This window comes from Cellulomonas sp. SLBN-39 (assembly GCF_006715865.1).
Classification (GTDB): Bacteria; Actinomycetota; Actinomycetes; order Actinomycetales; family Cellulomonadaceae; genus Cellulomonas.
Window position 1 is genome coordinate 452664 of record NZ_VFOA01000001.1, and the last position, 19593, is coordinate 472256.

Genomic DNA, 19593 nt, shown 5'->3' on the forward strand with positions numbered 1-19593 from the left:
CTCTACTTCTTTCCCGCGCCTGATGTTCCTCCGTGGCGGAACTCCACGACGTCGCCGTCGACCATGACGTAGTCCTTGCCCTCGATGCGGGCCTTGCCAGCGGCCCGGGCCGCGGCCACCGACCCGGCCTCGACGAGGTCGGCGAACGAGATGACCTCCGCCTTGATGAAGCCCTTCTGGAAGTCCGTGTGGATGACGCCCGCCGCCTGCGGGGCCGTCCAGCCCTGCCGGATCGTCCAGGCTCGCGACTCCTTGGGCCCGGCCGTCAGGTACGTCTGCAGGCCGAGCGTGCGGAAGCCCACGCGCGCGAGCTGGTCCAGGCCTGCCTCGGTCTGGCCGTTGGCCTCGAGCATCTCGCGCGCCTCGTCCTCCTCGAGCTCGACGAGCTCGGACTCGAACTTCGCGTCGAGGAAGATCGCGTCGGCCGGCGCGACCAGGGCGCGCAGCCGCTCCTGCATGGCCGTGTCGGACAGGCCCGCGTCGTCGGTGTTGAAGACGTAGATGAACGGCTTGGCCGTCATGAGCTGCAGGGCGCGGACGTGCTCGTCGTCGCCCAGCCCGGCGGCGAACAGCGTCCGCCCCGTCTCCAGGACGGCGAGGGCGCGCTTCGCGGCGTCCAGCACCTCGGGCTCGGTCTTCTTGCCGCGGACCTCCTTCTCGAGCCGCGGGATCGCGTTCTCGAGGGTCTGCAGGTCCGCGAGGACGAGCTCGGTGGCGATGATCTCGATGTCGCCCTCGGGGTCGACCTTGCCGCTCACGTGGACCACGTCGGGGTCGGCGAACGCACGGGTGACCTGGCAGATCGCGTCGGCCTCGCGGATGTTCGCGAGGAACTTGTTGCCCAGGCCCTCGCCCTCGCTCGCGCCCTTGACGATGCCGGCGATGTCGACGAACGACACCGTGGCGGGCAGGATCCGCTCGGAGCCGAAGATCCCCGCGAGCGTCGCCAGGCGCGGGTCGGGCAGCGGCACGACGCCCACGTTCGGCTCGATCGTGGCGAACGGGTAGTTCGCCGCGAGGACCTGCGCACGGGTCAGCGCGTTGAAGAGGGTGGACTTGCCGACGTTGGGCAGTCCGACGATGCCGATGGTGAGAGCCACGTCGGCCGAGTCTACGGGCGTGCGGCCGGGACGCCCGGCACGGTCGCCCCGTGACCAGGGGCCGGCCGTGCCGCGCGACCGCCGCTCAGGCGAAGGCCCGCATGCGCGCCAGGAGCTCGGGCCCGGTGCGCTCCAGCGTCCGCCCGCCCAGCAGCACGCCCCCGACCAGCACGCCCGCACCCAGCAGCAGGCCCACGACGAGCGCCACCCAGCCCAGCACGGCCGAGCCCTGGACCACCGCGAGCACCGTGAGCACCAGGGTCGGCGTGGCGAGCAGCACCACGACCGTGCCGCCGACGAGCTGGGACGTGAACGCCGCGGCGCTCGCGCCCTGCTTCGTCGAGAACGGGTTGTCGCCCGGCTGCTGCACCGGGTAGACGACCATCGCGGAGACGACGCTCGCCGTGCCCAGGGCCGTGAGCAGCAGACCGAGGCCCGCGCCCAGGAGGGCGGGCAGCAGCGCCAGCCGGTCGGCGTACGCGGCGGTCCCGACGGTGATCGCGACGGTCACGAGCAGCCCGAGGGAGCCGGCCACGACCACCCTCCCCCACCGGTCGGCCGTGCCGCGCAGGGGCGCCGCCAGGTGCGACCAGAACGACGTGCCGTCGTAGGCGACGTCGGCGGAGATCGTCCAGCCGACGAGGACGCCCGTGAGGGGCCCGGCGACCAGCACGGCGGTGCTGCCGCCGCCGAAGCCGAGCACGAACGGCAGCAGCGGGACGATCGCGACGGCGATCGCGTACCGGGGGTCGCGCAGCCAGTACGTGGCCGCGCGGGCCGCGATCGCCCCGGTCGGCGTGGCCGGCAACCGGTCGAACCAGCCGAGGCCGCGCGCACGGACCTCGTGCGAGGCGGTCGCCGGCTGTGCGAGCGAGCGCCGCAGCGCACCGTCCCAGACGACGTACGCGAGCCCGACGGTCGCCAGCGCGAGGACGAGCCGGGCCAGGGCGCCGAGCAGGTCGCCGCGCACGACGGCCGGGGCGAGGGCCCACGGCGCGCCGAACGGCGTCCAGGACAGCACGCCGGCGACCACGCCCAGCCCGTCCGTGCCGAGCGTCACGACACCGTCCGAGACGGTGCTCATGATCGGTCCCAGGAGCACCAGCGGCACGATGGCCAGCAGCGCGACGAGCTCGCGCACGCGGCGCCGACCCAGGACGGGCGCCATCGCCGCGGTGACCGCGCGCGCGCCGACCAGGCACGCCGCGACGCCCAGGAGCGCCCCGACGACGCCGACGAGCGCGGCGAGCGGCTCGCGCCACCACACGCCGGCCGTGCCGAGCCCCACCAGCACCGTGACGACCCCGGGCACGCCCACGGCCCCCGCGAGGGTCAGCCCGACGAGCAGGTCGCGGCGGGGCACCCCGAACGTGACGAAGCGGCGCGGGTCGAGGGTCGCGTCGACGCCGAACGCGACGAGCGGCACCACCCACCACCCGAGGACCAGCAGCGCCCCCGCGACCACGACCACGTGCGAGCGCAGCGCCGTGCCCTGGAACGACAGGCCCACCAGGCCCGCCGCCACGACCACGAGCAGCCCCAGCCCGTACAGCGCGGCGAGCGCCATGCCGACGACCTGCCACGGGCTGCGCCGCAGGCCGTTGCGCAGCAGCGCCAGCTTCAGCCGGACGAGGTGCCCAACCATGCGAGCCCCTCCCCTCCGACGCGCCCGCCGACGAGCTCGACGAAGCGCTCCTCGAGCGACCGCCCGGCCCGCACCTCGTCGACGGTGCCCGCGGCGAGCACGTGCCCGCCGGCGATGACGGCGACGTGGTCGCACATGCGCTGGACGAGGTCCATGACGTGCGAGGACACGACCACGGTGCCGCCCCCGGCGACGTAGCGGGCGAGAATGTCGCGGATGTTCGCGGCCGAGACGGGGTCGACGGCCTCGAACGGCTCGTCGAGCACGAGCAGGCGGGGTGCGTGCACGAGCGCGCAGGCCAGCGCGACCTTCTTCGTCATGCCCGCGGAGTAGTCGACGACGAGGGTGTCCTTGTCGCCCGCGAGGTCCATCGCCGTGAGCAGGTCGGCGGTGCGGGCCGTGACGGTCGGCCGGTCCAGGCCCTGGAGCAGGCCCGCGTAGGTGATGAGCTGGGCTCCGGTCAGACGGTCGAACAGGCGGACGCCGTCGGGCAGCACGCCGAGGCTGCGCTTGACCTGCTCGGGGTGCGCCCACAGGTCCACGCCGTGCACGAGCACGGTGCCGTGGTCGGGGCGCAGGAGCCCGGTCGCCATTGACAGGGTGGTGGTCTTGCCCGCGCCGTTGGGGCCGACGAGCCCGTAGAACGAGCCGGCGGGGATGGTCAGGTCGACGCCGGCGACCGCGACCTTGTCACCGAACCGCCGCCACAGGCCGTGCAGCGCGAGGGCCGGCGTCGGGGCGGGCGGCTCGCCGGGCGGGGCCACGGGTGGCAGGGACGGGTCGGGCCGGGTCTCGGACGACATCGCGCCAGCATAGGAGGCAGCGACGACGCGGGGTGTCGGCCGGGCGTGTGGGTCGGGGCTGGCATGCTCGCGCCCCATGGAGACCTCGGTGGGCACGTTCGTCCTCGCCCTGCTGGCCGCGCTGGTGGTCGGCGCCCTGCTCGGCGGGGGTGCGGCCTGGGTGGCGGCGGGGGCGCGGGCGGCGCGGCGCGCGGAGGCCAGGGTCCGGGCCGCGGAGATCGACGCGGCGCGCGCCCGGGCGACGCTCGACGCCGAGCGCGCGGGCGCCGGCGACCGGTTCCGCGCGGTGGCGGACGAGGCGCTGGGGGCCAGCAGCGAGCAGTTCCTCGCCCTGGCGCACCAGCGGCTCGCGGCCGAGCACCAGACGCAGGTCGGTGAGCTGACGCAGCGGGAGCAGGCCGTGCGGGCCATGGTCGAGCCGATCGCCCGCACCCTGGAGCAGGTGCGCGGCGAGCTGGCGACCGCGCAGCAGGCCCGGGCGGCCGGCGAGGCGGCGATCGGCGAGCAGGTGCGCGCCATGCGCGAGCAGTCCGAGCAGCTGCGGTCGCAGACGTCGCAGCTGGTCAGCGCGCTGCGCGCGTCGCACGTGCGGGGCCGGTGGGGCGAGGTGCAGCTGCGCCGGGTCGTGGAGGCCGCGGGGATGCTCGCGCACGTCGACTTCGTCGAGCAGGCGTCGGTGCGCACCGACGACGGCGTGCAGCGCCCCGACATGGTGGTGCGGCTCGCGGGCGGCAAGAGCGTGGTGGTCGACGCCAAGGTCGCGTTCGTCGGGTTCCTCGAGGCGACGGAGGCCGAGGACCCGCGCGTGCGGGCCGAGCGGATGGCCGCGCACGCCCGGCACATGCGCGCGCACGTCGACGCGCTGGCCGCGAAGCGCTACTGGGACCAGTTCGCCCCGGCCCCGGAGTTCGTCGTGATGTTCGTCCCGGCGGAGTCGTTCCTGCACGCGGCCGTGGACCAGGACCCGGCGGTCGTGGAGTACGCGTTCGAGCGCAACGTGGTGCTCGCGACGCCGACGACGCTGCTGGCGCTGCTGCGCACGGTCGCGTACGCCTGGAAGCAGGACGCGCTCGCGGCGAACGCGCAGCAGGTGCTCACGCTCGGCAAGGAGCTGCACGGACGGCTGGCCACGATGGGCGGGCACCTGACGCGCCTGGGCCGGGCGATCGACGCGGCGGCCGGCGCGTACAACCAGACGGTGGCCTCGCTCGAGACCCGGGTGCTGGTCAGCGCCCGTCGGTTCGCGGACCTGCACGTGGTCTCGGACGAGCTGCCGGCACCCCCGCCCGCGGACCCGCGCCTGGCCGCCGTGACGGCCCCGGAGCTGGTGGCGTTCGCGAGCGAGCACGCCGTGTCGCTGGAGGACCGCGTGCCCGCGGCGCGCCCCGCGGACGAGGACGCCGCGGTCGGCAGCCGGTGAGGCGGGGCCAGGACGGTCGGGCCTGCGCCCGGCGGTCCTGACGGGCCGTCGGCGTCGGACGCCCGGGCTCAGACGGGCTGGACGTCCAGCGAGCGGCGGCCCTCGCGGCGCGGGCGGGCGTCCGGCGCCCCGGCGGCACGCAGGTCGGTGCGCAGCTCGCGCGGCAGCGAGAACATCAGGTCCTCCGTCGCGGTGCGGACCTCCTCGACGTCTCCGAAGCCGAGCCCGGCCAGGCGGGCGAGCAGCTCGTCGACCAGCACCTCCGGCACCGACGCGCCCGACGTCACGCCGACCGTCGTCGCGCCCTCGAGCCACGCCGGGTCGAGCTCCTCGGCCCGGTCGATGCGGTACGACGTGCGCGCACCGGCGTCCAGCGCGACCTCGACGAGCCGCACCGAGTTCGACGAGTTCAGCGAGCCGACCGTGATGACGACGTCGCAGGCCGGGGCCATCTTCTTCACCGCGACCTGTCGGTTCTGCGTGGCGTAGCAGATGTCGTCGCTCGGCGGGTCCTGCAGGTGCGGGAACTTCTCGCGGAGCCGGCGCACGGTCTCCATCGTCTCGTCGACCGACAGCGTGGTCTGCGAGATCCACACGACGCGCTCGGGGTCGCGGACCTCGATGCCGTCGACGGCGTCCGGGGAGTTCACCACCTGGATGTGCTCGGGCGCCTCGCCCTGGGTGCCCTCGACCTCCTCGTGCCCGTCGTGCCCGATGAGCAGGATGTCCATGTCGTCGGCCGCGAACCGCACGGCCTCCTTGTGGACCTTCGTGACGAGCGGGCAGGTCGCGTCGATGGTCTGCAGGCCGCGCGCGTCGGCCGCGGAGCGCACCGCCGGGGAGACGCCGTGCGCGGAGAACACCAGCCGGGCGCCCTCGGGCACCTCGTCGGTCTCGTCGACGAACACGGCGCCGCGGGCCGCGAGGGTCTCCACGACGTGCTTGTTGTGGACGATCTCCTTGCGCACGTAGACGGGGGCGCCGTAGTGCTCGAGGGCCTTCTCGACGGCGACGACGGCGCGGTCGACGCCGGCGCAGTAGCCGCGGGGGGCGGCGAGGAGCACGCGACCGCGACGAGGGGCGGAGGCGTCCACGGAGGGGCGGTCGACGGCGGCAGAGGTCACGTGTCCAGTCTAGGTGGCCCCGGGAGCGGCACACGTGGAGAGGTGCACCCGCCCGGTGCGGACCGTGTGCAGAGGCGGTGGGTGCCGTGGGGCAGGCTGGGGGCGTGGACGCCGACGCACCCCTCCCCCTGCCGCTCAAGGCGGCCGAGACGACCGCCGAGCGCCCGTGGCCCGTGCGTCACCTGGCCCCCAAGGTCGCCGAGTACGTGGCCCGGATGCCACCGGTGTGGGTCGAGGGGCAGGTGCTCAACCTCAAGAGGTGGAACTCCCTCCTGTTCCTCACGCTGCGGGACACGGACCTCGACATGTCGCTGTCGGTGACGCTGCCCGCGGTGGCCGCGATGTCGTTGGGCGAGCGGTTCGCCGACGGCGCCCACGTGGTGGTGCACGCCCGCCCGCAGTTCCAGCCGAAGAAGGGCTCGCTCGGGTTCTCCGCGGACCGCGTCCGGCTGGTGGGGCTCGGCGAGCTGCTCGCCCGGATCGAGCACCTCAAGGGCGTGCTCGCGGCGGAAGGGCTGTTCGACGACGCCCGCAAGGTGCCGCTGCCGTTCCTGCCCGGCGTCGTGGGCCTGGTGTGCGCCCAGCAGGGCGACGCCGAGCACGACGTGGTGTCCAACGCCCGCGCGCGCTGGCCCGCCGTGCAGTTCGAGATCCGCCGCGTCACCGTGCAGGGGCCGAGCGCCGTGCCCGAGGTCACCGCGGCGATCGCGGAGCTCGACGCCGACCCGCGGGTCGACGTCGTCGTGGTCGCGCGCGGCGGCGGGTCGTTCGAGGACCTGCTGCCGTTCAGCAACGAGACGCTCGTGCGCGCCGCCGCGGCCTGCCGCACGCCCCTGGTGAGCGCGATCGGCCACCACATGGACGCGCCCCTGCTGGACCTCGTGGCGGACCTGCGCGCGTCGACGCCGACGGACGCCGCCAAGCGGGTCGTGCCCGACGTCACCGAGGAGCGGGCCCGGGTGGTGCAGGCCCGTGCCCGGGCGCGGGCCGCGGTGACGCAGCGCGTGGCCCGCGAGGCCGCGATGCTCGAGCACTGGCGGGGCCGGCCCGTGCTGGCCCGCCCGACGACGCTGCTCGACCCGCACGAGCAGGGCCTGCACCGCGCGCGCGACCGGGGGCGCACGCTCCTCGACGCGGCGGTCCAGCGGGCGGCGACGCAGGTCGTCGGGCTCGCGGCGCAGGTGCGGGCGCTGTCCCCCGCCGCGACGCTGGAGCGAGGGTACGCGGTCGTGCAGGGCCCGGACGGCCGCGTGGTGCGCGCCCCGGACGACGTGGCGGCGGGCGACCGCCTGCGGGTGCGCGTCGCGACGGGCGAGCTCGCGGCGGACGTCGTCGCCCCCTGACGTGGGCACGGCGTCGGTCGGCCCTGGTTGACTGTGCCCGTGGCCGGCACCCGACAGACCCTCCCCGCGGACCCGACGCAGGACGACGCGCGCCCCGACCCCGCCTCCCTGGGCTACGAGGAGGCGCGCGACGAGCTCGTCGCGATCGTCGGCCGGCTGGAGTCCGGTGCGGGGACCCTCGAGGAGTCCCTGGCGCTGTGGGAGCGCGGCGAGGCCCTCGCGGCCCGCTGCCAGGAGTGGCTGGACGGCGCGCGGGAGCGGCTGGCGGCCGCGCGCGGCGAGGAGCGCACCGGCACCGGCCGGGACGCGACGACGGACGAGGAGGTCCACGGGTGAGCAGCACGGACGCACGGGCGCTGGTCGTCGGCGAGGCACTGGTCGACGCGGTCGTCCGCCCGGACGGGTCGCGCGCGACGTACCCCGGGGGCAGCCCCGCCAACGTCGCGCTCGGCCTGGGCCGCCTGGGCCGGCGCGTCGACCTGCTCACCTGGCTCGGCGACGACGACGACGGCGACGCGGTCCGCGCCCACCTGGAGGCTTCGGGCGTGCGGGTGCTGCGGGGCACGACCCGGCCGGCGCGCACCCCGGTGGCGACGGCGCACCTGGACGCCGCGGGCGTCGCCACGTACGCGTTCGACCTGACGTGGGACCTGCCGGACGCGTGGGACGAGGACCCGGGCGACCCGCTCGTCGTGCACACCGGGTCGATCGGCTCCGTCCTGGTGCCGGGCGGCGCGAAGGTCGCGGACCTGCTGCGGGCGCGGCGGGCGACGTCGACGGTCACGTACGACCCGAACCTGCGGCCCGCGCTCATGGGCGACCCCGCGGACGTGCGGCCCCTCGTCGAGGCGCTCGTCGAGCTGTCCGACGTCGTCAAGCTCAGCGACGAGGACCTGGCCTGGCTGCTGCCGGGCGAGGACCCGGCCGACGTGGCCGCCCGGTGGGCGACGCGCGGGCCCGGCCTCGTCGTCGTGACGCTCGGCGGCGAGGGGGCCCTCGCGGTGACGTCCTCGGGCGCGCGGCTGACGGTGCCGGCGCCGCGTGTGGAGGTCGCCGACACCGTCGGCGCGGGCGACTCGTTCATGGGCGGCCTCGTCGACGGGCTGTGGTCGGCCGGCCTGCTGGGCGCGGACCGCCGGGACGCCCTGCGGGGCGCGGACTCCGCGACCCTCGAGCACGTGCTGGCGCGGTGCGTGCGCATCGCGGCGATCACCGTGTCCCGCCCGGGCGCGAACCCGCCCGGGACGGCGGAGCTGGAGCCGCCGACGGACGCGGAGCACCAGGAGACCGCGGTCCGCACGGGCGCGGACGGCACCGTCGTCGACACGACCCCCCAGGACCCGGGCACGCACGGCACGGTGCGGCAGGCCACGGGCGGAGGCGACGCGTGAGCGGCACCACGAGCGCGGCACCGGGCCGCCCGACGACCCCGGCCCAGGCGTGGGCCGAGCTGCGCGACGGCAACGTGCGCTTCGTCGACGGGCGCATGGAGCACCCCTCGCAGGGCGTCGACCACCGCGCCGGGCTGAGCGTCGCCCAGCACCCGTTCGCGGTCGTGTTCGGCTGCTCCGACAGCCGGGTCGCGGCCGAGATCATCTTCGACCAGGGCCTGGGCGACGTGTTCGTGGTCCGGACCGCCGGGCACGTGCTCGACACCACGGTGATCGGCTCGATCGAGTACGGCGTCGAGGTGCTCGGTGCGCCGCTGGTCATCGTCCTGGCGCACGACAGCTGCGGCGCCGTGGCCGCCGCGACGGAGGCGATCAGCGGCGGCCAGGTGATCCCCGGCTTCGTGCAGGCGGTCGTCGACCGGGTGATCCCGTCGATCATCGGCCTGACGGCCTCGGGCCGGCCGCTGGACTCGTTCGACGCGGCGACGCTCGGGCACGAGCACGTGCTGCACACGGCGCGCCAGCTGCACTCCTACTCGGTGTCGCTCGCGGACAGCGTCGCGGCGGGCCGGTGCGCGATCGTGGCCGTGGAGTACACGCTCGCCGACGGTCGCGCGCGGCTGTCCCACGTGATCGGCGACATCGGCGCCGGCCCGGGCGTCGTGCCCGAGGCCTGACCGCCGCCCGGGCGGCGCCCGACCAGGACCACGACCGCGGGCGGGTGCCCGGCGGCGCCCGTCCGCGGCGGTGCTGGGGCAGGATGTCGCCATGACTTCCACGACCGGTCCCGACGTCGCGACCACGTCCGGCGAGGACGCTGCCGAGTACCGCACCGAGCACGACACGATGGGCGAGGTCCGCGTGCCCGTCCACGCCCTGTACCGCGCGCAGACGCAGCGCGCGGTCGAGAACTTCCCGATCTCCGGCTCCACGCTGGAGCGGGGGCACGTCGAGGCCCTCGCGCGCATCAAGAAGGCCGCCGCGCTGGCCAACGCCGAGCTCGGCGTGCTGGAGCGCGACGTGGCCGATGCGATCGCGGCGGCCGCCGACGAGGTCGCGTCCGGCGTGCACGACGCGCACTTCCCCGTCGACGTGTACCAGACGGGCTCGGGCACGAGCTCGAACATGAACACCAACGAGGTCCTGGCGACGCTCGCCACGCGATCCCTGGGCCGCGAGGTCCACCCCAACGACCACGTCAACGCGTCGCAGTCGTCCAACGACGTGTTCCCGACCTCGGTGCACGTCGCGGCCACGGCGGGCGTCGTGCGCGACCTGGTGCCCGCCCTGGAGCACCTCGCCGGCGCGCTGGAGGAGAAGTCGGCGGCGTGGGCGCACGTGGTCAAGGCCGGTCGCACGCACCTCATGGACGCGACCCCGGTGACGCTCGGGCAGGAGATGGGCGGCTACGCCGCCGCGGTGCGGTACGGCGTCGAGCGCCTGCAGGCGGCGCTCCCCCGGGCCGCGGAGGTGCCGCTCGGCGGCACGGCGGTCGGGACCGGCATCAACACCCCCGCGGGCTTCCCGCAGCGGGTGATCGCCCTGCTGGTCGAGGACACGGGCCTGCCGCTGACGGAGGCGCGCGACCACTTCGAGGCGCAGTCCTCGCGCGACGGTCTCGTCGAGCTGTCGGGTGCGCTGCGCACGATCGCGGTGTCGCTGACGAAGATCTGCAACGACCTGCGCTGGATGGGCTCCGGCCCCAACACCGGGCTGGGCGAGATCGCGATCCCGGACCTGCAGCCGGGCTCGTCGATCATGCCGGGCAAGGTCAACCCCGTGGTGCCGGAGGCGGTGCTCATGGTGTGCTCCCGGGTCGTCGGCAACGACGCGACCGTGGCGTGGGCCGGGGCGAGCGGATCGTTCGAGCTCAACGTGCAGATCCCCGTGATCGCGTCGGCCGTGCTGGAGTCCGTGCGGCTGCTGGCGAACGCCTCGCGGGTGCTCGCGGACCGCACCGTGGCCGGGCTCGTCGCGAACGAGGAGCGGGCGCGCGCCCTGGCGGAGTCCTCGCCGTCGATCGTCACGCCCCTGAACCGGGTGATCGGCTACGAGGCGGCCGCCAAGATCGCCAAGCACGCGGTCAAGCACCAGGTCACGGTGCGCCAGGCGACGATCGACCTGGGGCACGTGGCGCGGGGCGAGCTGACGCTCGAGCAGCTCGACGCGGCCCTCGACGTGCTGGCGATGACCCGGCCTCCGCAGGCCTGAGGACGCACGACGGGCGGTGCGCGGGAGGAGTCCCGCGCACCGCCCGTGGCGTGCCCGGCGTGGCGTCAGCCGGCGGCGCCGTCAGCCGTCGAGGCGGAAGCGCTCGACCTCCTCGCGCAGCCCGTCGGCGACGCGGGACAGGTCGCCGACCGCGTCGTGCACGCCGTCGGCCTCGGTGCGCGAGCGGGCGACGTCCTGCGCGACCTGGTGCATGGACGTGGCGATGTCCTGGGTGCCGACCGACGCGACGACGAGGTTGCGCTCGACCTCCGCCGTGGTGGCCGACTGCTCCTCGATCACCGCGGAGATCGACGACTGGTGCTCGTCGACGGAGCTGATGGCCTCGGCGATGCGGGCGACGGCGTCGGACACGTCGGCGGCGTCCTTCTCGACGGCCGTCAGGACGGGTGCGATGGTCTCCAGCGCGACCGACGTCTGCTGCGCGAGCTCCTTGACCTCGCCGGCGACGACCGCGAACCCGCGGCCCGCCTCGCCGGCGCGGGCGGCCTCGATGGTCGCGTTGAGCGCGAGCAGGTGCGTCTGCCCGGCGATCGCGGAGACGGCGGACACGACGTCCTTGATCTGCGAGGACGACGCGCCCAGCCGGCTGGCGGCGCCCGCGGCCTCGCCGGTGATGCCGACGGCGTCGCCGGTCCGCCGCTGCACGGACGTGACGTCGCGGGACACGGACTGGATCGTCGTCTGCATCTCGGTCATCGCGGCGGTGACCGCCCCGACCTCGGACGACACGACGTTCGCGCTGTCGGACACACCCGACGCGCGGTGCGCCGACTCCGACGCGACGGTCACCAGGGCGGTGCTGGACTCGTCGAGGCGGACCGCGGTGGCGCGCAGGTCGCCCGCGCCGTCGCGCATGCGGGTCACGGCGCCGCGCATGCCCTCGACGGCCTGCGCGAGCGCGACGCCCATGGCCCCGACCTCGTCCGTGCCCTCGGGCCGGACCTGGACGGCGAGGTCGCGCTGCGCGACACGCTGCAGGGCCTGCGTGAGCCGCCCGATCCGACGCACGAGGCGCCCGGTGTAGGCGGCCACGCCGGTCACGGCGACGAGCGCGACACCCGCCCCGACGGCCAGCAGCGTGAGCGCCAGCTGCCGGGACCCGGCGCGCAGCTCGTCGGCGACGGCGGTGACCTCGGCCTGCGGGGCCCAGGCCACGACGGTCCAGCCCCAGGCGGCCGAGCGGGTGACGACGGCGGCGGCGGGTGCGCCCTGGACGTCGACGGTGCGCTCGAGGCGCGCGCCGGGCTCGAGGGCGGCGGCGGCCTCGACGAGCTCGGCGGCCACGTCGTCGGCGAGCACCGGTGCCTGCGGCACGACCGTGGACGCGTCCGACGCGAGCACGGTCAGGGCGCCGCCGGTGCCGACCGTCACGCCGGCGAGGGACTCGCGCACGGGGGCGTCGACCTCGGCCTGCGGGACGCCGACGAACAGGGCGCCGACGACCTCGTCGTCGACGACGACCGGCGAGTACGCCGTGACGTAGGGGACGCCGACGACGGCCGCGACACCGCTGAACGTCTCGCCCCGCAGGAGGGTGTCGACGACGGGGGTCGGTGAGCCGTCGGCCGCGACGGCGGGGATGTACGTGCCGATGGCGCGGGCACCGTCCGCGTTGGGCACGGTGGTGGCGACGCGCAGCATGTCGCCGTCGTCGTTCATCCGCTGGAAGACGGTGACCGCGGCGCCGCTGAGCAGGTCGGTGACGCCGTCGACCACGGGGGTCGGGGTGTCGACGTCGGCGTTCTGGCCGAGCCAGGTGCCGCCGATCTGGAGCGCGGGCAGCGTGACGTCCTGCGCGTCGCCCGTGACCTGGTTCGTGGCGGACCAGCGCACGGGCGCCCCGAACGTGACGGCACCGGCCTCGGCGACGACCTGCTCGGCGACCCGCAGGTCGCCCCGGACCTGCGCGCCGACGGTGTCGACCTGGGTGTCGACGAGCGTGACGGCGTGGTCCGCCGAACCGGTCAGGGCGGAGTCGACGAGGGTCGCGACCTCGTCGACGGCCTGGTCGGCCAGGCCGGCGCTGAGGACCCCGCCGACGGCCGAGAGGGCGAGCGCTGTCGCCACGACGGCCCCGCCGCCGGCGAGGACCAGCCGGGTCCTTAGGCCGCCACGGCCGCGCGCGGGGGCGGCGGCCGGCGCCGGGGCGCGCTCGGCCCCGGGTGCGGGGTGCGGACGTGGCACGTCGGCCGGCGCGGTGCGCGGGAGGGGGGTGCGTGTGGTCACGGGTGTGCTCCGGGTGGTGGGGAGGCGCCCGGGAGCCACCCCGGGACCGTCGGTGGCTTCACCCGGTCGATCGGCACCTCACCCGGGACCTTGAACCCTCGTCCAGGTTCTCACCCCGTGCTAAGCCGCCCGGGTGAGCCGTCAGGGGCCCGACATCACGGACCGTCACCGACCCGTGACATGGAAGCGTTCCCAAAGCAGCGCCCCGGCGGCTACGGTCGGTCCGCGGACGGGCGCCGGGGCCCGCAGGACGAGGAGGTCACGTGGGCTGGAGGGTGCGCCTGCTCGCCGCGCGCGTGCGCGACCAGCCCGGCGCGCTGCTCGGCGTCCTGGCCGTCATGCTGCTCGCCACCACGCTGCTGGGTACCTTCGCGCAGCTGCTCACCCTCGTCGGCACACCCGCCGTGGCGTCCGAGCTGGACCGGCTCGACCCCCGCACGACGGCCCTCGACGTCCGGGTGCGGATGGGCCGGGCCGACCCCGACGAGGCGCTCGCCACCGCCGGGGCCGTGGTCGACGACCTGGTGGGCCCGCTGCCCAGCACCCGGACCACCTGGGTCACCGGCCGCATCCAGACGCTGCCCTCGACGGCCTCGGGGCGCGTCGCGCTCGGGTACGCCGCCAGCACCCCGGCCGTGCCCGGGCACGCCCGGCTCCTCGCCGGCGACTGGCCCACGCAGGCCCGCGACGACGACGGCCACCTGCTCGTCGCCGCCCCCGCGAGCGCCGCGGAGGCGCACGGCTGGGAGGTCGGCGACGTGGTCGCCGTGCAGGCACGCGACAGCGCCCGCACCGACGCGTGGCGTGTCGTCGGGGTCTACGAGGCCACCGGGCCGGCGTCCGCATGGAGCCGCGACCTGCTGGGCGGTGCGGGCCACGACCCGGCGTTCCCGGCGCCGGGGACGTTCGGCGGGCTGATCACCGACGCCTGGGGGCCGTTCGTCGTCGTGCCGGGCGCCCTCACCGGCGCGGGCACCGTGGACTCCGCGTCGCTCGTGGTGCAGCCGACCTTCGCGCAGGCAGCCCCGGGTGCGCTCGCGGGGCTGCGGCAGCGGCTGCCCGACGCGCAGGTGGCGCTGACGGCGTCGATGGGCGACTCCGGTGCGGGTGCGGTCCTGACGACGCGGCTGGGCGGTGCCGTCGAGGCGGCGTCGCGCGAGCTCGCGGTGACCCGGGTCGGCGTCGTCGTGGTCGGGCTGCTCCTGACGCTCGTCGCGACGACCGTGGTGCTGCTGGGGGCGCGGCTCCTGGGCGAGCGGCGCACCGGCGAGGACGAGCTGCTCGTGGCACGGGGCGCGGCACCGGCCCAGCTGCGCACGGTCGCGGTCGTCGAGGCCGGGGTGCTGGCGGCGGTGGTCGCCGCGGCGGCGCCGCTGCTGGTCGCGGCCGTCAGCCGGGCGGGGTCGGGCGTCGGGTCGCTGCAGCGGGCGGGGCTGGTGGCCACGGGTGCCCCGTCCGCGACCGTGTGGCTGACCTGCGCCGGTGCGGCCGCGCTGCTCGCGGCGGGCCTCGTGGTGCCGGCGTGGCGGTCCGCCGGGGCGTCGCGGCACGCGCACGCGGGGCTGGTGCGGGCCGGGGCCGACGTCGCGCTGCTCGCGCTGGGTGCCGTGGGCGTGGCCCAGCTGCTGCAGCACGGCCCCGCGGTCGGTGCCGGTGCGCCCGACGTCGTGCTGGTCGTGGCGCCCGCGCTGGTCGCGCTGGCCGCGGCGGTGCTGGCCGTGCGGCTGGTCGGGCCGCTGGCCGCGGGCGCCGACGTCGTCGCACGTCGGGCGCGGGGCCTGGTGGCGCCCTGGGCGGCGTGGCAGGTGGCCCGGCGCCCGGGCTCGGCGGCGGGGGCGACGGTGCTGCTCGTCCTCGGGGCGACCGTGCTCTCGTTCACCCTGACGTTCGGTGCGACGTGGCGGACCTCCCAGCTGGAGCAGGCGGACCTGACGGTCGGCACGGACGTGCGGGGTGCGTCGGGCCTGGCGGACGCGGTGGCACGCTCGCAGGAGGTCGCCGCGGCGGCGGTGGCCGTGGGCGCCCCGGTGCCGGTGCCGGTGGTCGACCGCGACGTGCGGATGGCCCGCGCCGAGTCCGGCGACCGCGGGCAGAGCGCCCGGCAGGTGCGGCTGCTCGCGATGCCCCTGACCGACCCGGACGCGCTGCTGCGCGGTCGCACGGAGGACGGCTGGGCCGCGGCGACCGCCGACGTGCGCCCCGCCGACCGGGACGCGCTGCGCGCCGGCGTGCCGCTGCCCGCCGGTGCGACCTGGCTCTCGGCCCGGGTGCAGGTCGGGTCGACCCCGTCCGCGGAGGGCTCGGGCGAGCTGCACGTGGTGGTCGAGGACGCGCGGGGCGTGCGCGCGTCCCTGCCGTCGGCGCTGCCGCGGCTGACCGGTGCGCACGACGTGCGCGTCACGCTGCCCGGCACGGACGACGGCCTGCGGGTCGTGGGGCTCACCACGCACCTGCGGCTCGAGGAGACGGGTGCGACGGACGGCTCGGCGGGCGCACCCGCGGGCGACCTGGTGGTGGTGCAGATGACGGTCGGGCAGGTGCGTGCGGGCACGGACGACGGCACGACGGGCGACGAGGACGTGGACCTCGGGGGCACGACGTGGTCGGGCACCGTGGCGGCGGAGGGCCTGCCCCGGTCGACCGCGCAGGCCGCGCCGGGCGGTCTGCGCGTGACGCTGCCGGTGTCGCGCATGCAGGCCGCTGCCGACGGGTCCGTGCTGGGGGTCGCGACCGGCCCGGAGGTGGAGCTTCTCCCCGTGGCCGTGACGCAGCGCCTGCGCACGGAGGGCGACGTGCAGGAGGGCGACCTGCTGCACCTCGAGGTCGGCGGCGTCGGGGTGCAGGCCGTCGTCGCGACCGTGCTGCCCTGGGCACCGGGGGCCCCGCACACGCCCGCCGTGCTGGTCGACCGGGACGGGCTGCAGCACGCCGCGGCGGCCGCGGGCACCGGCGACGCGCTCGTGGACGCGTGGTGGGGGCCCGCGGACGCGTCCACGGCCCCCGCGCTGGCCGCGGCCCTGGTCCAGGCGGGTCTCGACGACGTCGTCACCCGCGCCGACGCCCGCACGCAGGCGCTCGAAGGCCCGCTGCGGGTCGGGGTGCCGGCGGCGCTCGTCCTCGTGCTGGGGGCGACCGGCGTGCTCCTGCTCGTCGGCCTCGCGAACGACGCGGCGGTCGGGGTGCGTGTGCGGCGGCTGGAGCTCGCGCGGCTGCAGGCGCTGGGCCTGGGCCGGGGGGCGGTCGTGGTCGCGCTGCTGCTCGAGCGGACGCTGCTGCTGGTCGTGGGCCTGGGCGCGGGCGTCGCGGCGGGCCTGGGCCTGGGCCGCCTGCTCGGACCCGTCCTGACCGTCTCGGCCGACGGCGGGCCGCCGGTGCCCGACGCCCGCGTCGACTGGGCGTGGGGCACGCAGCTGCCGGTGCTTCTGACCGTCGCGGTGGCGTGCACCCTCGTCGTGGTGGTGGTGTGCGCGGTCCTGGTGCGCCGCACGTCCGGCGCCCTGCTGCGGATGGGCGACCGGTGAGCGCGCCGGCGGCCGTGGCGACGGCGGTGCGCGCCACCACGGGCGAGGCCGCGCTCGTGGCCCGCCGGCGCGCACGCCGGGACGCCGGGCTGCTCGCGGCCACCGCCGTCCTGCTGCTGCTGACCCTCGTCGTCGCGCTCGCCCTGCCGCGGATCGCGTCGCGCACCGCGGACGTCGCCGTGCGCGACGCCGTGCGGGCCGCGGGTGCCGAGGCCGACCTGGTGGTGCGGGGCCTGCCCCCGGCGGCGACGTACGGCGCGCCGGACCACCTGTCGCAGGCGGCGTCGGACCTGCGCTGGCTGGAGGCGCGCGTCGGCGACGTGGGCCCGGACGTCGTCACGCTCGAGACGCCGGGGTTCGTGACGGGCACGCCGCGCGGCCCTGTCCTGGCCCGCTTCGTGCACACCGGCCGCCCGGACGTCGACGACGCGGACGGCGGGGTCCGCTGGACGAGCGGCGCGGCACCGCAGACCCGTCCGGAGCCGGCCGAGGACGAGGAGGACGCCGCGACGTCGCCGCCCGAGCCGCGCGTCGTCGAGGTCGGTGTCGCCGAGCGGACCGCCGCCGAGACGGGGCTGGCGGTCGGCGACGAGATCGTCGTGACGACCGCGACGACGAGCGGCGGTGCGCGTGCGGTCGTCACCGGGCTGTACACGCCGGTCGACCCCGCCGACCCGCGGTGGCGCACGGTGCCCGACGCCCTCGGCCCCGTGCGTGCCCCGCCGGCCGCCCGCGCGGAGAGCTCCGTCGCGCTCCTGGTACCCGAGCCGGCCGTGCGCGGACTGATGGCGGCGAGCGCCCCGGCGGCGGTCCGGGCGTCGGCGCGCACGGTCGTGACCACCGAGGGGATGTCGCTCGCCGACGCGCTCGCGCTGCGGGACGACCTGGCGCCGCACGTCGGGCAGGGCGGCCGGGTCGAGACCGCGCTCGTCGACGTGCTCGCCGCGACCGGCGCACGGCTCGCCGCGGCGCGCGCGCAGGCGTCGGTGCTCGTGGCGGGGCTCGGGACCGTCGGGGCGCTCTGCCTGGTGCTCGCGGCCGGGCTGCTCGTGGACCGCCGGCGCACGCACCTGGTCGCGGAGCGGGCCCGGGGTGCGGGCCTCGCCGGCGTCGCGCTGCGGGCCGCGCTGGAGAGCGTGCCGACCGCGGTGCTGGCGCTCGGCGTCGCGCTCGCCGTCGTCCTGCCCGTCGGCGGGACGGGGGCACCCGGGGTCGCGCTGCTGGTGGCGCTCGTCGCGGCCGCCGCCCCACCGGTGCTCGCCGTCGCGGCCGCCGCCCGGGCGTGGTCGCCGCGGCGCGTGCCGGCCGACCGTCGCGAGCGGGCCCGGCACGCCGCGCTCGTCGCGGCCCGGCGCGTCGTCGCCGAGCTCACGGTGGCGCTGCTGGCCGCGGGTGCGGTCGTCGCGGTGCGCCAGCGCGGGCTGGTCCCCGCCGCCGGCGGCGAGGTCGACCCGCTGCTGGCCGCGGCCCCGGTGCTGCTGGCGGCGGCCGCCGCGGTCGTCGTCGTGCGCGCGACCCCGGCGGCCGTCGGCGCGCTGCGCGGCGTCGCCGACCGCACCCGCGGCCTCGGCGCGACTCTCGCGCTCGCCCGCGCGCAGGGCGCGACCACGGGCGTCGTCGCCGTGCTCGCCGGCACGGTCGCCGTGGCTCTCGTGGTGCTCGCGGGCACCGTCCTGCACACCGTGCGCGTCGGGCAGCGGGACGCCGCGGCTGCGCTCGTCGTCGGCGACGTCCGCGTGGACGGCACCCTGCCGGCCGGCCTCGCCGACGACCTGCGGGCCCGAGCCGGCGTCACGCACGTCGCCCAGGGCGCGCAGCTGCCCGGCCGGTCGCTCGGCTCCCGCACGGGCGCCACCGCGACGCTCCTCGTGGTCGACGCCGCCGAGCTCGCCGCGGTGCGCACGGCCGCCGGGCTGCCCGTCGACCCCGACCTGGCCGCTCTCGCCGACGCCGGAGCCGGTGCCGGTGCCGGTGCCGTGCCCGCCCTGCTCAGCCCGGACCTGGCCGACCGGCTGGCGGGCCTGCCCCTGCGCCTGGGGGTGCTCGACGGCTCCGTGGACCTCGAGCTGCGGGGCACGACCACGCTGACCCCCGACCCCGGGGCCCCCGCCACCGACGGCCGCGCGGCCCCGCCCGACGGCGGGGACGACGACGGGCTCGTCGTCGTCGACCGGGCCGCGCTCGCCGCGACGACCACCGCACCCGCGGCGGACCGGCTCTGGGCCGCGGGGCCCGGTGCAGGTGCCGCCGTCACGGACACGGGCGTCGACGCGCAGGAGGGTGTCGACGTCACGACGCGCGACGGCTGGTGGCGCGCCTGGTCGGGGTCCGCGCTCACCGCGGGGCTGACGTCGCTGCTGGGCGCCGGCACCGCGCTGCTGCTGCTCGACCTCGTGCTCGTGCTCGTCCTCGTCGCGGTCGCGTCCGCCCCCGCACGCGGTCGCACCCTGTCCGCGCTGCGCACCCTGGGCCTGGACGCCCGCACCGCGGCCTGGGCCACGGCGGGCGAGCTCGCGCCCCTCGCCGCGGGCGCCCTCGTCGGCGGCACGCTCATCGGCCTGGCCCTGCCCCTGCTCGTCGGCGACGCCCTCGGGCTCACGCTGCTGACGGGCGAGCCGCAGACCGCCGCCGTCCGGTGGACGGCCTGGCCCGTGGCGCTCGCGGCGGCCGCCAGCCTGGCGGCGCTGGCCGTGGCCGTGGTCGCCGAGCAGGCGGTGCGCCGGCGCGACCGCCTCGGCGAGGTCCTGCGGGTGGGCGAACGATGACCGGCCGCCACGCCGCCCCGTCG

Annotated in this window: 13 protein-coding genes; 8 read left to right on the forward strand and 5 right to left on the reverse strand. The window is 77.2% G+C overall.

The window, feature by feature from the left end; genetic code table 11:
* Positions 1-2 precede the first annotated feature (2 nt).
* From ychF to FBY24_RS02035, 3 genes are all read right to left on the reverse strand, one after another.
* The gene (gene ychF / locus FBY24_RS02025) at positions 3-1100 is read right to left on the reverse strand and encodes a redox-regulated ATPase YchF (RefSeq protein ID WP_142157616.1); all 1098 of its coding nucleotides are present in this window, start codon (positions 1098-1100) and stop codon (positions 3-5) included.
* An 85-nt stretch (positions 1101-1185) separates the two neighbouring features.
* Positions 1186-2745 (reverse strand): hypothetical protein, encoded by a 1560-nt coding sequence (locus FBY24_RS02030; protein ID WP_142157618.1) that lies wholly within the window; start codon positions 2743-2745, stop codon positions 1186-1188.
* Entirely contained in the window at positions 2721-3548 is an 828-nt protein-coding gene (locus FBY24_RS02035; RefSeq protein ID WP_142157621.1) for an ABC transporter ATP-binding protein, read from the reverse strand. Before FBY24_RS02035 ends, FBY24_RS02030 begins: the two co-directional genes overlap by 25 nt.
* A 76-nt stretch (positions 3549-3624) precedes the next feature.
* Here FBY24_RS02035 and FBY24_RS02040 point away from each other — a divergent pair, with 76 nt between their 5' ends.
* Complete coding sequence (locus FBY24_RS02040; protein WP_142157623.1) at positions 3625-4968, forward strand: DNA recombination protein RmuC; 1344 nt, start codon at positions 3625-3627, stop codon at positions 4966-4968.
* Positions 4969-5036: 68 nt separating this feature from the next.
* On the opposite strand, the gene FBY24_RS02045 is transcribed toward FBY24_RS02040, so the two are convergent.
* Positions 5037-6092 (reverse strand): 4-hydroxy-3-methylbut-2-enyl diphosphate reductase, encoded by a 1056-nt coding sequence (locus FBY24_RS02045; protein ID WP_255432165.1) that lies wholly within the window; start codon positions 6090-6092, stop codon positions 5037-5039.
* 104 nt (positions 6093-6196) lie between these two features.
* Between FBY24_RS02045 and xseA the strand changes: the two genes are divergently transcribed.
* From xseA to FBY24_RS02070, 5 genes are all read left to right on the forward strand, one after another.
* Complete coding sequence (xseA, locus tag FBY24_RS02050) at positions 6197-7435, forward strand: exodeoxyribonuclease VII large subunit (protein WP_174243459.1); 1239 nt, start codon at positions 6197-6199, stop codon at positions 7433-7435.
* 39 nt (positions 7436-7474) lie between these two features.
* Entirely contained in the window at positions 7475-7771 is a 297-nt protein-coding gene (locus FBY24_RS02055) for an exodeoxyribonuclease VII small subunit (RefSeq protein ID WP_142157627.1), read from the forward strand.
* The gene (locus FBY24_RS02060) at positions 7768-8826 is read left to right on the forward strand and encodes a carbohydrate kinase (protein WP_142157629.1); all 1059 of its coding nucleotides are present in this window, start codon (positions 7768-7770) and stop codon (positions 8824-8826) included. The genes FBY24_RS02055 and FBY24_RS02060 overlap by 4 nt, the downstream gene beginning before the upstream one ends.
* Positions 8823-9503 (forward strand): carbonic anhydrase, encoded by a 681-nt coding sequence (locus tag FBY24_RS02065; protein ID WP_142157631.1) that lies wholly within the window; start codon positions 8823-8825, stop codon positions 9501-9503. The genes FBY24_RS02060 and FBY24_RS02065 overlap by 4 nt, the downstream gene beginning before the upstream one ends.
* A gap of 91 nt (positions 9504-9594) precedes the next feature.
* Positions 9595-11037, forward strand: a complete 1443-nt coding sequence (locus FBY24_RS02070) for an aspartate ammonia-lyase (protein ID WP_142157633.1) — start codon at positions 9595-9597, stop codon at positions 11035-11037.
* 81 nt (positions 11038-11118) lie between these two features.
* Here the strand turns inward: FBY24_RS02070 and FBY24_RS02075 are convergent, their stop codons facing one another.
* Entirely contained in the window at positions 11119-13284 is a 2166-nt protein-coding gene (locus tag FBY24_RS02075) for a methyl-accepting chemotaxis protein (RefSeq protein WP_142157635.1), read from the reverse strand.
* Positions 13285-13547: 263 nt separating this feature from the next.
* Between FBY24_RS02075 and FBY24_RS02080 the strand changes: the two genes are divergently transcribed.
* On the forward strand, positions 13548-16805 hold the full coding sequence (locus tag FBY24_RS02080; RefSeq protein ID WP_142157637.1) for a hypothetical protein: 3258 nt from the start codon (positions 13548-13550) through the stop codon (positions 16803-16805).
* A complete protein-coding gene (locus FBY24_RS02085) occupies positions 16802-19570 on the forward strand; it encodes an FtsX-like permease family protein (protein WP_142157639.1) in 2769 nt (922 codons plus the stop codon). Before FBY24_RS02080 ends, FBY24_RS02085 begins: the two co-directional genes overlap by 4 nt.
* The last annotated feature ends 23 nt before the right edge of the window (positions 19571-19593 follow it).